Origin of the sequence: Burkholderia sp. HI2714 (genome assembly GCF_002223085.1) — a bacterium.
Classification (GTDB): Bacteria; Pseudomonadota; Gammaproteobacteria; order Burkholderiales; family Burkholderiaceae; genus Burkholderia; species Burkholderia lata_D.
In genome coordinates, this window is sequence record NZ_NKFM01000009.1 from 30,493 (window position 1) to 45,008 (window position 14,516).

Sequence of the window (14,516 nt, forward strand, 5' to 3'; positions counted from 1 at the left end):
TTTTTTTATCGTGAAGCGACGTGAGCCGGTAGCCGCTCGCCGGCGGGCATCCGGCCGCGCATGCCCGCCGCGTGCCGTTACGCGACCTGCTGGTGCGACTGGCCGCCGGCCGGCGCCCGCCACTTCGCGAGCAGCGTGTTCCACTTCTGGCGTACCGCGCGCAGGTTGTTCTCCTTCACGTGGCCGTAGCCGCGAATGCCGTCCGGCAGCGCCGCGAGCTCGACGGCGAGCGGGCGGTTGGCCGCGTTCAGCTTGGCCAGCACCTCGCCGATCAGCGCTTCGTACTCGCCGATCAGCGCGCGCTCGGTGCGACGCTCCTCGGTACGGCCGAACGGGTCGAGCCCCGTGCCGCGCAGGAACTTCGCCTTCGCGAGCAGCCGGAACGCCGACATCATCCACGGGCCGTACGCCTTCTTCACGAGATGGCCGTGGGAGTCCGTCTTCGCGAACAGCGGCGGCGCGAGGTGGAATTTCAGCTTCCAGTCGCCTTCGAACTGCGCGTTCAGGCGCGCGAGGAACGCCGGATCGGACTGCAGCCGCGCGACCTCGTATTCGTCTTTGTACGCCATCAGCTTGAACAGGTTGCGCGCGACCGCTTCGGTCAGCTGCTCCTGCATCGTGTCGCCGTCCGCCAGCGCGCGCTCGGCCGCGCGCACCTTGTCGACGAACGCCGCATAGCGCGCTGCGTACGCGGCATTCTGGTACGCGGTGAGGAATTCCACGCGCTTCGCGATCAGGGCGTCGACCGCCTTCTTCGTGTGCAGCGAAATCACCGTGGCGCCTTGCACGGGGCGCGCGTCGCCGGCCGCGGCCTGCTTCACGCTCGCCAGGTCGTGCGCGGCGCGGCGGCCCCAGTCGAAGGCTGCCCGGTTCTTCTCGACCGATACCGCATTCAGCTCGATCGCGCGGACGAGCGACGCGAGCGTGAGCGGCAGCCAGCCTTTTTGCCACGCGTAGCCGAGCACGAACGGGTTCGTGTAGATCGCGTCGCCGAGCAGCGCGACCGCGAAGCGGTTCGCGTCGATGAAATCGACGGCTTCGCCCGCCGCCGCGCGGATGTCGTTTTCCGCGGACAGGCCCGGGAACGCCCAGTTCGGGTTCTTGATGAACTCGGCGGTCGGCGTCTGCGCGCTGTTGACGACCACGCGCGTCGTGTCGTGGCGCATGCGCGACGTGCACTCGTCGCCGGCCGTGACGATCGCGTCGCAACCGATCACGAGATCGGCTTCGCCCATCGCGATCCGCGTCGCGTGGATGTCGGTCGGCGCGTGCGAGATCTGCACGTGGCTCATCACGGCGCCGCCTTTCTGCGCGAGGCCGGTGACGTCGAGCACGGTCACGCCCTTGTTTTCCAGGTGCGCGGCCATCCCGAGCAGCGCGCCGATCGTGACGACGCCCGTGCCGCCGACGCCCGTGACGAGCACGCCGTATGCGCGGTCGATGTCCGGCAGCGTCGGTTCAGGGATCGGCGGCAGTGCGTTGCCGTCGACCGACACGGCCTTCGGCTTCTTCAGCTGGCCGCCCTCGACCGTGACGAAGCTCGGGCAGAAGCCCTTCACGCACGAGAAGTCCTTGTTGCAGCTCGACTGGTTGATCTGGCGCTTCGTGCCGAATTCGGTTTCCAGCGGCTCGACCGACAGGCAGTTCGACTGCACCGAGCAGTCGCCGCAGCCTTCGCACACCGCGTCGTTGATCACGACGCGCTTGGCCGGGTCCGGATACGTGCCGCGTTTGCGGCGGCGGCGTTTCTCGGTCGCGCAGGTCTGGTCGTAGATCAGGATCGTCGTGCCTTCGATCTCGCGCAGCTCGCGCTGCACGTCGTCGAGCTGGTCGCGGTGATGGATCGTCACGCCCGGTGCGAGCAGCGCCTTCTGGCTGTCGTACTTCTCCGGCTCGTCGGTGACGATCACGATCTTCTTCGCGCCTTCGGACGCGAGCTGGTGCGTGATCTGCGGCACCGTCAGCACGCCGTCGACCGGCTGGCCGCCCGTCATCGCGACGGCGTCGTTGTAGAGGATCTTGTAGGTGATGTTCGCTTTCGACGAGATCGCCGCGCGCACGGCCAGCAGGCCCGAGTGGAAATAGGTGCCGTCGCCGAGGTTCGCGAACACGTGCTTCTCGTCCGTGAACGGCGCCTGGCCGATCCACGGCACGCCTTCGCCGCCCATCTGGCTGAAGGTGCTCGTGCTGCGGTCCATCCACACGGTCATGTAATGGCAGCCGATGCCGGCGATCGCGCGCGAGCCTTCCGGCACGTTGGTCGACGTGTTGTGCGGGCAGCCCGAGCAGAACCAAGGCTTGCGCTCGGTCTGCACGTGCGGCTTCGCGAGCGCCATTTCCTTCGCGTTGATCACGGCGAGGCGCGCGGCGATGCGTGCCCGCACGTCGGACGGCAGCTCGAACTTCTCGAGGCGCGTCGCGATCGCCTTCGCGATGATCGCGGGCGACAGCTCGTAGTGCGCGGGCAGCAGCCAGTTGCCCATCGGCACCGACCATTCGCCGCCGGCGCCGTCCTTCTCGTCGAACTTGCCGAACACGCGCGGCCGCTGGCCGTCGGGCCAGTTGTACAGCTCTTCCTTGATCGCGTATTCGAGGATCTGGCGCTTTTCCTCGACGACGAGGATTTCGTCGAGGCCGCGCGCGAACGCCTGCGCGCCCTGTGCTTCGAGCGGCCACACGCAGCCGACCTTGTATAGCCGGATGCCGATCCGCGCGCAGGTTTCGTCGTCGAGGCCGAGGTCGGTCAGCGCCTGGCGCACGTCGAGGTACGCCTTGCCGCCGGTCATGATCCCGAAGCGCGCGCTCGGCGAATCGATCTCGATGCGGTCGAGCTTGTTCGCGCGCACGTAGGCGAGCGCCGCATACCACTTGTAGTCGAGCAGCCGTGCTTCCTGCACGAGCGGCGGATCGGGCCAGCGGATGTTCAGCCCGCCTTCCGGCAGGATGAAGTCGGTCGGCAGCACGATCTCGGTGCGATGCGGGTCGATGTCGACCGATGCCGACGATTCGACCACGTCCGTCACGCACTTGAGCGCGACCCACAGGCCCGAGTAGCGGCTCATCGCCCAGCCGTGCAGGCCGAAATCGAGATATTCCTGCACGTTGGACGGGAACAGCACCGGCAGCCCGCAGGCCTTGAAGATGTGTTCGGACTGGTGCGCGAGCGTCGACGATTTCGCCGCGTGGTCGTCGCCGGCGAGCACGAGCACGCCGCCGTGCTGCGACGAGCCGGCCGAGTTCGCGTGCTTGAATACGTCGCCGGTGCGATCGACGCCCGGGCCCTTGCCGTACCACATGCCGAACACGCCGTCGTGCTTCGCGCCGGGGTACAGGTTCACTTGCTGCGAGCCCCACACGGCGGTGGCGGCGAGATCTTCGTTGAGGCCGGGCTGGAAGACGATCTGGTGGGCGGCCAGGTGCTGCTTGGCTTTCCAGAGCGATAGATCGAGGCCGCCGAGCGGCGAACCGCGATAGCCGGAGATGAAGCCGGCGGTATTGAGACCGGCGGCGCGATCGCGTTCCTGCTGGAGCATCGGCAGGCGCACGAGGGCCTGAATGCCGCTCATGTACGCGCGGCCGCGTTCCAGTGTGTATTTGTCGTCAAGCGTGACGGACTTCAGCGCGGCTTCTAGGGACGCGCGTTGGTCTGCGTCTAGCGGGGCATTCATTAACAGTCTCCTCCACCCAGTTTGGGATCACCAAAACTCGACTGCTTCGGGCATCTTGTGGACGCGTCGGCAGTGGCCGGCATATTGGCCGGTTTTAAGCGATGGTAGCACTGGGGCAAACCCGCCGCCCATCGGTTGGAGCGCCGGCGAATTGCGGCAGCGCATCAGAAAAACAGGGCGGAACCATGCGTTACATCATGTAAAAGCATGTAAAGCCGGCCCCATCTTCGTGCAAACGCCGTTAATCTTGTCGGCCTGCCGGAGGTGCCCGGCCGCGTTGGCTTGTGTCGACGCAATCGGGGAGGCGCCGGCAGTTTTACAGGAGGTGCAATGAACACACGTCATATCCAGAGTTTCCTGATCGTGTCCGCCGCGTTTTTCTCGATGACCGGCCCGGTGCACGCGCGAGGCGCGAGCGCACTGGCGGCAGCCGGCGCGCAGATGCAGCAGATCGTGCCGGCCCAGGATGCCGTCGCGCAGCCGACGGCCGAGCGCGCCGTCGAGGCGAAGGCGAACGCGCGTTGATCCGCTCGCGCGGCCTGCGGGCCGCGCCGGAATGCAAAAAGGGCGGGAATCCTCGGATTCCTGCCCTTTTTCTTTGCGCCGCCGGATCGTGCGGGCTGCCGGGTTGCCCCGGGCAGCCGCCCGCCGGATGCGTCAGGCCTTGTCCTGCACGACGCCGCGGCGGATCTGGTCGAGTTCGATCGATTCGAACAGCGCCTTGAAGTTGCCTTCGCCGAAGCCCTGGTTGCCCTTGCGCTGGATGATCTCGAAGAAGATCGGCCCGATCTGGTTCTCGGTGAAGATCTGCAGCAGCAGGTCGTCGCGCGCGCCGTCGATCAGGATCTTGCGCTTCTTCAGTTCGTCCAGCGATTCACCGTGGTTCGGCACGCGGCGGTCGACCAGTTCGTAATACGTGTCGATCGTGTCGAGCAGCTTCACTTCCTTGCTGCGCAGGCCATCGACCGCCTGGTAGATGTCGGTGGCGCCGAGCGCGATGTGCTGGATGCCTTCGCCGTGATACGCGTCGAGGTATTCCTGGATCTGGCCGGCCGTATCCGAACCTTCCTCGTTGATCGGGATGCGGATCTTGCCGCACGGCGACGTCATCGCCTTCGACTTCACGCCCGTCACCTTGCCTTCGATGTCGAAGTAGCGCACTTCGCGGAAGTTGAACAGGCGCTCGTAGAACTCGGCCCATTCCTGCATGCGGCCGCGATGCACGTTGTGCGTCAGGTGGTCGATGTAGGTGAGGCCGTGGCCGTCCGGGTTCGGGTTCGCGCCGGCGATCGGCTCGAAGTCGACGTCATAGATGCTGATGTCGCCGATGGCGCCCGGTTGCGCGCCGTTCTTGCCGCGCCAGCGGTCGACGAAGTAGATCAGCGAATCGCCGATGCCCTTGATCGCCGGGATGTTCAGCTCCATCGGGCCGGTCTTGTTGTCGAAGCCCCATGCGCCGAGGTCGAGTGCGCGCTGGTACGCCTTCGCGGCATCCTGCACGCGGAACGCGATCGCGCAGATCGACGGGCCGTGTAGGCGCGCGAAGCGTTGCGCGAACGAATCGGGTTCGGCGTTGATGATGAAGTTGATGTCGCCCTGGCGGTATACCGTCACGTCCTTGTGGCGGTGGCGCGCGATCGCGGTGAAACCCATCCGTTCGAACAGTTGTCCGAGCGCTTTCGGGTCCGGTGCCGTGTATTCGATGAATTCGAAGCCGTCGGTGCCGACGGGGTTGTCCCAGTTCGGGATCTGCATGGCGTGTCTCCTGTGGGGGCGATCGGCCGGGGCGACGTGCGCAGGCCCGGCCTGGTTCGATGTCGAACGTGGCGCACGCGGCGGCATGCGCGACGAATCGGTACGTGCGACAAAGTGTAGCGGGCAGCCGCGAGCGTAAACTTGCGAACTTAATTGCTCGAACCTACGATGGCGCAATTTCCAGTCTCAAACCATTCATTGGAGGGCAGAAGATGGCGCAAGCCGAATTGGATGCCATCGACCGGCGGATTCTCGCGATTCTTCAGGAGAACGGGCGCCTGTCGAACCAGGAGATCGCCGAGCGCGTGAACCTGTCGCCGAGCCCGTGCCTGCGGCGGATCCGTCGGCTCGAGGAGATCGGCGTGATCACCGGTTATGTCGCGCTGCTGGATCCGCAGAAGCTCGGGCTCGACCTGCTCGCGTACGTGAGCGTGCGGCTCGAGAAGCGCGGCGGCCTGGCGCCGGTGCGAGCCGACGAAACGTCGGCGCGAGCGGGCGCGACCCATGCGGAGCTGTTTCGCGCGGCCGTGCAGACCTGGCCGGAAGTGGTCGCGTGCCACGCGATGACGGGGGATATGGATTACCTGCTGCGCGTGCAGGTCGAGGACATGGCGCATTTCTCCCGCTTCGTGCAGGAGCATCTACTGCATCACCCGTCGGTGATCGACGTGAAGACGAGCTTCTCGCTCGAATGCTTCAAGGAGACGACGGCGTTGCCGATTCGTTCGGTGCGCTAGTGCGCGGCGGGGAAGGGAGGGGCCGGGCGCGCGGCTGGCGCGGCCCGGCTGGCCGACATTACGCCGTCAGGGCGGCGGGCATCAGCGATTCGATGAACTTCGTGGTGCGGCGCGCCTGGCGCTTCATCGCATAGTCGAACACAGCAGCCTGTTCCTGCAGCATCTCGGCGATGATCGTCGAGTGGTCGGCCGGCGGCAGCGACAGGTACGCATCGGCTTCGCCGTACGCATACTCGATCCGCATCCCGGATTTCTTCGCGATATGCATCATCGTCGCGTTACGCGACAGGCAGTGCATGTACAGCATCGTCACGTGCGTGTTGCGGCTGCGGATCGCCGCGCGCTCGAACAGCTTCGAGCCGACGCCGCGGCCGCGTGCGCTTTCGAGCACCGACACGCCGAATTCGGCCGTGCGCTTGTCGCCCTCGGCCGGCAGGTAGGCCAGGTGGCCGACGCCGATCAGTTCGAGGTCGTGGTCGAACACGCCGAACACGGTGTCGCGCCCGAAGTCGATCGTGCGCACATAGTTCTCGATCACGTGGTCGGGCACCATCTGGCCGAAGCGCAGCAGGCGGTCCTCTTCGTCGAGCGAGAGAAAGTGGGTGAGCATGGGCTCACGGTCTTTGGAAGCCAGTTCCCTGACGAGAACCGGCGCAGACCCGGCGTTGCCGACGACATCGGCAGTGCCGTTGAATTGCGTGTTCATCGTGGGTTCCTCAGTGTGGGTGCACAAACCGGTTGTGCAATGCAACACCATTTTACCCGAGCGAGGTTGGGGAAAACCCGTATTTGACGTTATTTGTGCTGAGGGGAAATTCTAAAACCGCTTAGTTCATTCTTTAAGTTATTGATTTTAAGCGAATTTAAAATTCATCATATGAAACGCGCGACGGGCGGTCGCACTGTGCCCATCGCGCAACGCTTGCTGCTGCGCGTCAATCAGGCGGCCGTCGACAGCCCGCGTTCGATCAGGTCGATCACCTGCTCGGCGAAGTCGCGGTAGCCGAGGCGGCCGCCCGGCTTCAGCCACGTGAACGTCCAGTTGATCATCCCGAACACCATCATCGTCACGGACGTCTGGTTTTCCTTCGAGATGCGGTCCGGGTACGCGCGTGCGAGCTGCCGCGTGAACGCCGCGACGATGTCGCGCTGGCGGTCGAGCACGATTTCGCGCTGCGCGTCCTCGAGATACTTCACGTCGTTGAGCAGCGCGACGTGCCGGCTGTGCGACGTCTCGTACTCGGCGAGGAATGCGCGCACCAGCTCGGCGAACGCGTCGCGCTCGCTGAGGCCGCGCCGCTGGCTCGCCCCTTCGACCTCGGCGATGATCAGCATCAGCCGTTTCGTGTAGCGGTCGAGCAGGTCGAACAGGATCGCTTCCTTGCTCTCGTAATAGTGGTAGAGGCGTGCCTTCGACGTGCCGCTCGCGGTCGCGAGATCGGACATCGACGTGCTCGGGTAGCTCGTCTGCGCGAATTTCTCGGCGGCCAGATCGAGGATCTGCTCGCGCTGGGATTCGTGGTCGGGCGCTCGGGTACGGGCCATGGTCGAATGCGGAAGATTAGCGATGCGCGGTGGCCATGCGGGCCGCGCGCACCTGCGTGGAAGAGAGGGCGGCGGGCGCGTCGTCCTGCAGCTCGAGCCGGCCGGCTGCCGCGAGTTCGCGGCAGCGCCACCAGGCGATCGAGTCGCTGACGAACAGCCCGCCGCGGTCGGCGTCGGCCATGATGCTGCCGACGAGGCGCCCCGCGGGCCGCCAGTCGGTTTCCGCGCGCGCGACGATCAGCGCGTCGAGATCCTCATAGTGGCCGCTCTTGATCGTGTTGCTGACCCAGTAGCGCAGCTCGGCGTTCAGGTGCTTCGCCTCCTGCCATTCGAGCGCGAGGCGGCCGATGCGCAGCACCGAGATCGGCGCGGCCACCGGGCGCTTGCGCGCCAGCTCGGCCGGCGAGAACATGCCGGTCGCACACGCCTGGTCGGTGCGCGATAGCGACGCGCGCTGCGCCGAGTCGAGATCGGCGGCCGACAGCCGCACTTCGTTCAGGCGTTGCGGGACGTTGCGCAGGTGATAGGCGACGCGGCGCAGCAGCAACTTGTCGCCGACGCTCGGCGCATGCCACACGACCACCTGGCCGGTATCCGTCGCGAGCTGGTCGAGGCGTGCGAACTCGCCTTCGATCTCCGCGTTCCAGTCGGGAATCCGGTCGCCGAGCACGCGGTGCCAGAAGGCGGCGCGCGTGTCGGGCGTCTCGTCGGCGCCCTTGAGCGGCCCGACGCCGAGATCGTCGAGCAATCCGACGACGCGCTCGTCGCGTCCGGCTTGCGTGAGTGCCTCGCGCAGCGACGCGGCGGCGGTGCCGCCCTGAATCACATGAATGGTACTCATCGGCCTGTCGTCAACAAAAGAAAACCGCCGGCCGGGCGGACGTTGCGATGTCCAGCCGGCCGGCGGCCCCTAGTGTAAGCGAGATGTGTGACGGCGAGAAACCGTCCGGCGCCGCGACGCGACGTCGCTCAACGCTCGTCGTAGCTCACGACCACCTTGTCGCTGACCGGGTGGCACTGGCACGTGAGCACGAAGCCGTCCTTCACTTCATGCTCTTCGAGCGTGTAGTTCTTCTCCATCCGCACTTCGCCCTCGAGCACCTTCGCGCGGCACGTGCAACACACACCGCCCTTGCACGCGTACGGCAGCGCGAGGCCCGCGCGCAGGCCGATATCGAGCAGGCTCACGCCTTCGTACGGCAGGCGCAGCTTGCGCTTCTTGCCGTCGAGCACGATTTCCAGGTCGGCGGCCGGGGTCTGGTCGGTGATGTCGACGACCGGCGCGCCGGCCTGCGGCAGCGGCGTGCCGAAGCGCTCGACGTGCACCTTCGCCTGCGGCACGCCGGCCGCCTTCAGCGCGGCCTCGGCCGCATCCATCATCGGCGCGGGGCCGCAGATGAACGCCTCGTCGATCGCGTCGGCCGGCATCAGCGTGTCGAGGAATTCCGCGCATTTCGCCTGGTCGAGCACACCGTTGAACAGCGCGACGTCCTGCTGGTCGTCCGACAGCACGTGATAGAGGACGAAGCGGTTCATGTAGCGGTTCTTCAGGTCCTCGAGCTCCTCCGCGAACATGATCGCGTCGACGCTGCGGTTGCCGTAGATCAGCGTGAACGTGCTGCGCGGCTCGAGTTCGAGCGTCGTCTTCACGATCGCGAGCACCGGCGTGATCCCGGAGCCGCCGGAAAACGCGACGTACTGCTTGCCGTGATCGGCGTTCAGGTGCGTGAAGAAACGGCCGTCCGGCGTCATCACGTCGATCGTGTGACCCGGCTTGAGCGAGTCGAACGCGAAGTTCGAGAAGCGGCCGCCGCGCACGCGCTTGATGCCGATGCGCAGTTCGCCGTCACGGTCGTAGTCCGTCGTGCCGACGCAGATCGAATACGAGCGGCGCGTTTCCTCGCCGTCGATGTGGGTCTTCAGCGTGACGAACTGGCCCTGCGTGAAGCGGTACGCGTCGCGCAGTTCGGGCGGCACGTCGAAGGAGACGGTTACGGCGTCGGCGGTCTCGGGCCGCACGTCGCGGATACGCAGCGGATGAAATTGCGGGGTCGCCATATCGATTAATAAGGTTTGAAGTAGTCGAAGGGTTCGCGGCAGTCGACGCAGCGATACAGCGCCTTGCAGGCCGTGGACGCGAATTGCGCGAGACGTTCGGTACGGGCGGAGCCGCAGCGCGGGCACGCGGGCGCCGCGACCGGCCGCGGCACGAAGCGCACGACGTTTTCCCGCGGCGCGGCGGTGCCGCACTGGCCGACCGGCGGCGCGATGCCGTACGCGCGCAGCTTGTCGCGCGCTTCCTGCGTGATCCAGTCGGTCGTCCACGCGGGTGCGAGCACCGTCTCGATCCGGTGCGGCGGGAGGTCGGCGGCCTGCAGCGCGGCGGCGATGTCCTCCGCGATCTGCGACATGGCCGGGCAGCCCGAGTAGGTCGGCGTGATCACGACTTCGAGTTGGCCGTCGTCCGCGCGGCGGACGTCGCGCAGGATGCCGAGCTCGCGGATCGACACGACCGGGATCTCGGGGTCGGGCACGGCTTCGAGCACGTCCCATGCACGCGCGAGCAGCGGGTCGGCGTGGCGCGCGGCGGGCACGGCGTTGGCGGGGGCGGTCTGGACGGACATCGTCGGGCTCCGTTGGGGGCGGTCGGTTACCAGGTCGCGCCGGGATGCTGGCGTGCGAGGCTCTGCATTTCGGCGAGCAGGTAGCCCATGTGCTCCGAGTGCTCGCCCTGCTTGCCGGTCGTCACATGCTGCACGGGGGCCGGCAGCGTGAGCGTCGCTTCCGCGAGCGCGTCGTCCACGTCCGCGCGCCACGCCGCTTCGAGCGTGGCCGGCGCGGGGGCGATGCCCTCGGCGGCGACCGCGTCGTCGACCGAATCGGCAACGAAGAATTCACGCGTGTACGGCGTCAGGTAGTCGAGCGCGTCCTGCGCGCGACGGTGCGATTCGTCGGTGCCGTCACCGAGGCGAACCAGCCACTCGCGTGCGTGCTGTACGTGATAGCGGGTTTCCTTCACCGATTTCGCGGCGATCGCGGCGAGCTGCGTGTCGGTCGACGTTTCGAGCGCGGTCCACACGTGCAGCATCAGCACCGAGTACAGGAAGTTGCGCACGATCGTCACCGCATAGTCCTTGTCGGCGCGCGCGGTGCCGGCGATCGGGCCGTAGTGCGGCAGCTCGGCGAGCGTGAAGTTCGCGAACTCGCGCTCGGTGCGGAAGTACGCGTAGTCGTCCTCGGTCTTCGTCGCGCCGGTGAGCTGGCGCTCGAGTTCGGCCGCGTGCGTATACAGCATGCGCGCCTGGCCGATGAGGTCGAGGCTCATGTTGGTGAGCGCGATGTCTTCCTCGAGGATCGGGCCGTGGCCGCACCATTCGGCGTTGCGCTGACCGAGGATCAGCGTGTTGTCCGCGAGGCGCAGCACGTAGGAGAGGTGTTCGGGCGTGATCGTCATGGCGCGGGCGTTACATGTGGTTGACTTCGTCGGGCAGCGTGTAGAACGTCGGGTGGCGGTAGATCTTGTCGCCCGCCGGCTCGAACAGCTCGGCCTTTTCGCTCGGATCCGACGCCGTGATCGCCGACGACGGCACCACCCAGATGCTCATGCCTTCCTGGCGGCGCGTGTAGACGTCGCGCGCCATGCGCAGCGCCATCGACGCGTCGGCGGCGTGCAGGCTGCCGCAATGCTTGTGGTCGAGCCCCTGCTTGCTGCGCACGAACACTTCCCAGATCGGCCATTCCTTGTTCATCACTTTCTCCTGAATCCTGAATTCGATGGTGTGCCGCCGCTCAGGCGGCATGCTGTTCGGCGCGTGCGCGGCGCTTGGCTTCATGGGCGAGTGCGGCTTCGCGCACCCATGCGCCGTCCTCGTGCGCTTTCACGCGGGTCGCGAGGCGTTCCTTGTTGCACGGGCCGTCGCCGTTGACGACGCGCCAGAATTCGCCCCAGTCGATCGTGCCGTAGTCGTGATGGCCGCGCGCCTCGTTCCACTTCAGGTCGGGGTCGGGCAGCGTCACGCCGAGCACCTTCGCCTGGTCGACCGTCGCATCGACGAACTTCTGCCGCAGGTCGTCGTTCGAGATCCGCTTGATGCCCCATTTCGCGGACTGGTTGCTGTGGACCGAATCGGCGTCGCTCGGGCCGAACATCATCAGCACCGGCCACCACCAGCGGTTCACGGCCTGCTGGACCATCGCGCGTTGCGCGTCGGTGCCCTTCATCATCGACAGCAGTGCGTCGAAGCCCTGGCGCTGGTGGAACGATTCTTCCTTGCACACGCGGATCATCGCGCGCGCGTACGGGCCGTACGTGCAGCGGCACAGCGGGATCTGGTTCATGATCGCGGCGCCGTCGACGAGCCAGCCGATCACGCCGACGTCGGCCCAGGTCGGCGTCGGGTAGTTGAAGATGCTGGAGTATTTCGCCTTGCCGGCGAGCAGTGCGTCGATCAGCGAATCGCGCGATACGCCGAGCGTTTCGGCCGCGCTATACAGATAGAGGCCGTGGCCGGCTTCGTCCTGGACCTTCGCGAGCAGGATCGCCTTGCGCTTCAGGCTCGGTGCGCGCGAGATCCAGTTGCCTTCGGGCAGCATGCCGACGACTTCCGAGTGCGCGTGTTGCGAGATCTGGCGTACCAGCGTCTTGCGATAGGCGTCGGGCATCCAGTCCTGCGGTTCGATCTTCCCGTCGGCGGCCATGACCGCATCGAACCGCGCCTGCTCGGGCGACTCGGCTGCGGCGTCGAGCGGCGCGACGTTGCCGGGGATGTCGAGGGATTGCGTGTACATGGCGAAAGCTCTCGTCCGGTTGAATGTGTGCGAAGTATAAACCAACCGACCGGTCGGTTAATAAATTTCTTGCGGATTTGCGGTGAGACTCGGGTAAACGAGTGACGTCGGGGCGCGATCGGATGGCGAGAGGGTGGGCCGGCGCGTGGGGTTTCGCGTCTTCTGCGGCACAATGCCCGCTTTCCGACGAGGATTTTGCCGATGTCATTTCGAAGCAGTATCGCCGCGGCCGTGCTGGGTGCGGCCGTCTTTGTCTCGCCGCTCGTGGCGTCGGCGTCGGCCGCGCCGGCCGGATGGGTGGCCGCGTGGGCGACCGCGCTGCAGCCGATTCCCGACCTTGCCGCACCGCCGCCGCTCTATCGCGCACCCGACGTGTCCGGACGGGCCGTGCGCCAGATCGTCTATCCGACGGTGTCGGGGCGTGCCGCGCGGATCCGCGTCAGCAATGCATACGGCCGTGCGCCGCTGGTCGTGGAGGCGGCGAGCCTCGCGCGCGCCGGCGAAGGGGCGGCGCTTGCCGGCGCGGCGGTGCCGGTCCGGTTCGGCGGCAAGGCGTCGGTGACGCTTGGGCCGGGCCAGGAACTCGAAAGCGATCCGGTGGAGATCGACGTGGCGGCCGGGCGACCCTATGCGATCAGCCTCCAGATGGCGGCGAACCAGCGGATGACGGTCTGGCACCGTGTGTCGAACCAGTTCAATTACGTGTCCGCACCGGGTGATCACGTGAGTGATCCGGGCGCCGCCGCGTTTCGCACCCGTTTTACCCAATATGCATGGGTGAGCGAGCTTGCGGTCGAGGCCGGTTCCGCGCGCGCCAGCGTAGCGGCGATCGGCGATTCGATCACCGACGGGCTGCGCTCGAGCGTGAACCGGAATCGCCGCTGGCCGGACGCACTGGCGCGTCGGCTGACCGCTGCCGGCGTGGAGTCGATCGGCGTCGCGAATCTTGGTATCAGCGGGAACCGGCTGCTCAGCGATTCGGCGTGCTACGGCACGTCGCTGGCATCGCGATTCGAACGCGATGCGCTGTCGCGTGCGGGGGTGAAGGCGGCGATCGTGCTGATCGGGATCAACGACATCAACTTTGCGGCGATGCCGCCGCGCGCGGGGCTCGATTGCGACCACCCGCATACGCAGGTCACGGCTGCATCTTTGATCGATGGCTACCGCCGGCTGATCGAAGCGGCGCACCGTCAGGGCGTGAGAGTCTTCGGCGCGACGCTGACGCCGGCCGGGCTGCCGGCGGGGCGTGAGGCGATCCGCCTTGAGGTGAACCGGTGGATCCGGAGCGGTGGCGGGTTCGACGGTGTGGTCGACTTCGATGCTGTGCTGCGCGATCCCGAGCGCCCGAGCGTGCTGCAGCGTCGCTATGATAGCGGCGACGGCATTCACCCGAGCGACGCCGGCTACACGGCGATGGCCGATGCGGTGCCGGTCGAGCCGCTGCAGGCTGCAATGGGCGGCAAGTGACGCGCCTCTATATATAGAGGGAAATGTTGCCGGCGACCTGGAGGTTGTCGGCGTTACGTGGCCCGTCGAGCCCGAAGCCCCCGTGCGCGTCAGCGCACGGGGGCTTTTTCAAAATATTTTCACAAAGGGCTTGCGTGGATGGGGGCGGGTGCTTAGAATCACGCCTCTTTCGCGCTAACGGAAACACGGCGCGGGAGAAGGGAAGCAGGGTTGGCGATGCGCAGCAGTCTGTAGCGCGCAGCCGGCCTGGAAGTTGAGCCCCGCAGTCGCAACGATGGTGTTAAAAAGTTGTTGACGAGCTGCGAAACACGGTTCATAATTTCGCTTCTCTGCTGCTGAAAACGCAGCGCTGCTGAGAAACACGAAGTTCCTCGCAGAAATGCTCTTTAAAAATTAACAGCCGATAAGTGTGGGCGCTTGATGAAAGCGAGCTGATCCTCGGATCAGATAGCGAAAGTATCAAGAGTCTCACACTAAAGTAAGTCAGGTTTATGAAGTGATTCATATTCCTGTCAGCTTTGAGTGAGCGACCGGTTCTTAACTGAACCGAAAA

Annotated in this window: 14 protein-coding genes; 3 read left to right on the forward strand and 11 right to left on the reverse strand. The window is 66.2% G+C overall.

The window, feature by feature from the left end; genetic code table 11:
* Window positions 1-77 precede the first annotated feature (77 nt).
* Window positions 78-3,668 (reverse strand): indolepyruvate ferredoxin oxidoreductase family protein, encoded by a 3,591-nt coding sequence (locus CFB82_RS01655; protein WP_089483295.1) that lies wholly within the window; start codon window positions 3,666-3,668, stop codon window positions 78-80.
* A 330-nt stretch (window positions 3,669-3,998) separates the two neighbouring features.
* On the opposite strand from CFB82_RS01655, the gene CFB82_RS01660 reads away from it, so the two are divergent.
* Window positions 3,999-4,193: a hypothetical protein gene (locus CFB82_RS01660; RefSeq protein ID WP_089444786.1), complete on the forward strand. Its 195-nt coding sequence runs from the start codon at window positions 3,999-4,001 to the stop codon at window positions 4,191-4,193.
* A 132-nt stretch (window positions 4,194-4,325) separates the two neighbouring features.
* On the opposite strand, the gene hppD is transcribed toward CFB82_RS01660, so the two are convergent.
* Complete coding sequence (hppD, locus tag CFB82_RS01665; protein ID WP_089483296.1) at window positions 4,326-5,423, reverse strand: 4-hydroxyphenylpyruvate dioxygenase; 1,098 nt, start codon at window positions 5,421-5,423, stop codon at window positions 4,326-4,328.
* Between the two features lie 212 nt (window positions 5,424-5,635).
* Here hppD and CFB82_RS01670 point away from each other — a divergent pair, with 212 nt between their 5' ends.
* Window positions 5,636-6,160 (forward strand): Lrp/AsnC family transcriptional regulator, encoded by a 525-nt coding sequence (locus tag CFB82_RS01670; RefSeq protein ID WP_011655746.1) that lies wholly within the window; start codon window positions 5,636-5,638, stop codon window positions 6,158-6,160.
* 58 nt (window positions 6,161-6,218) lie between these two features.
* Here CFB82_RS01670 and CFB82_RS01675 read toward each other — a convergent pair whose 3' ends face one another.
* The 8 genes from CFB82_RS01675 to paaA all read right to left on the reverse strand — a co-directional run bounded on the left by CFB82_RS01675 (window position 6,219) and on the right by paaA (window position 12,493).
* Window positions 6,219-6,866, reverse strand: coding sequence for a GNAT family N-acetyltransferase (locus CFB82_RS01675; protein ID WP_069246915.1), 648 nt, complete (start codon window positions 6,864-6,866; stop codon window positions 6,219-6,221).
* A 233-nt stretch (window positions 6,867-7,099) separates the two neighbouring features.
* Window positions 7,100-7,705: a TetR/AcrR family transcriptional regulator gene (locus CFB82_RS01680; RefSeq protein ID WP_006482923.1), complete on the reverse strand. Its 606-nt coding sequence runs from the start codon at window positions 7,703-7,705 to the stop codon at window positions 7,100-7,102.
* Between the two features lie 16 nt (window positions 7,706-7,721).
* A complete protein-coding gene (locus CFB82_RS01685) occupies window positions 7,722-8,546 on the reverse strand; it encodes a DUF1835 domain-containing protein (RefSeq protein ID WP_089483297.1) in 825 nt (274 codons plus the stop codon).
* 128 nt (window positions 8,547-8,674) lie between these two features.
* Entirely contained in the window at window positions 8,675-9,763 is a 1,089-nt protein-coding gene (gene paaE / locus CFB82_RS01690; RefSeq protein ID WP_089483298.1) for a 1,2-phenylacetyl-CoA epoxidase subunit PaaE, read from the reverse strand.
* Window positions 9,764-9,768: 5 nt separating this feature from the next.
* Window positions 9,769-10,329, reverse strand: coding sequence for a 1,2-phenylacetyl-CoA epoxidase subunit PaaD (gene paaD / locus CFB82_RS01695; protein WP_069246918.1), 561 nt, complete (start codon window positions 10,327-10,329; stop codon window positions 9,769-9,771).
* 26 nt (window positions 10,330-10,355) lie between these two features.
* Complete coding sequence (gene paaC / locus CFB82_RS01700; RefSeq protein WP_089483299.1) at window positions 10,356-11,159, reverse strand: 1,2-phenylacetyl-CoA epoxidase subunit PaaC; 804 nt, start codon at window positions 11,157-11,159, stop codon at window positions 10,356-10,358.
* Between the two features lie 10 nt (window positions 11,160-11,169).
* Window positions 11,170-11,454, reverse strand: coding sequence for a 1,2-phenylacetyl-CoA epoxidase subunit PaaB (gene paaB, locus CFB82_RS01705; RefSeq protein WP_089483300.1), 285 nt, complete (start codon window positions 11,452-11,454; stop codon window positions 11,170-11,172).
* Between the two features lie 40 nt (window positions 11,455-11,494).
* A complete protein-coding gene (paaA, locus tag CFB82_RS01710; RefSeq protein WP_089483301.1) occupies window positions 11,495-12,493 on the reverse strand; it encodes a 1,2-phenylacetyl-CoA epoxidase subunit PaaA in 999 nt (332 codons plus the stop codon).
* A gap of 201 nt (window positions 12,494-12,694) precedes the next feature.
* Here paaA and CFB82_RS01715 point away from each other — a divergent pair, with 201 nt between their 5' ends.
* Window positions 12,695-13,963, forward strand: a complete 1,269-nt coding sequence (locus CFB82_RS01715) for an SGNH/GDSL hydrolase family protein (protein WP_089483302.1) — start codon at window positions 12,695-12,697, stop codon at window positions 13,961-13,963.
* 313 nt (window positions 13,964-14,276) lie between these two features.
* On the opposite strand, the gene CFB82_RS43705 is transcribed toward CFB82_RS01715, so the two are convergent.
* The coding region (locus CFB82_RS43705; protein ID WP_218829060.1) for a hypothetical protein at window positions 14,277-14,516 on the reverse strand (240 nt) is incomplete at its 5' end.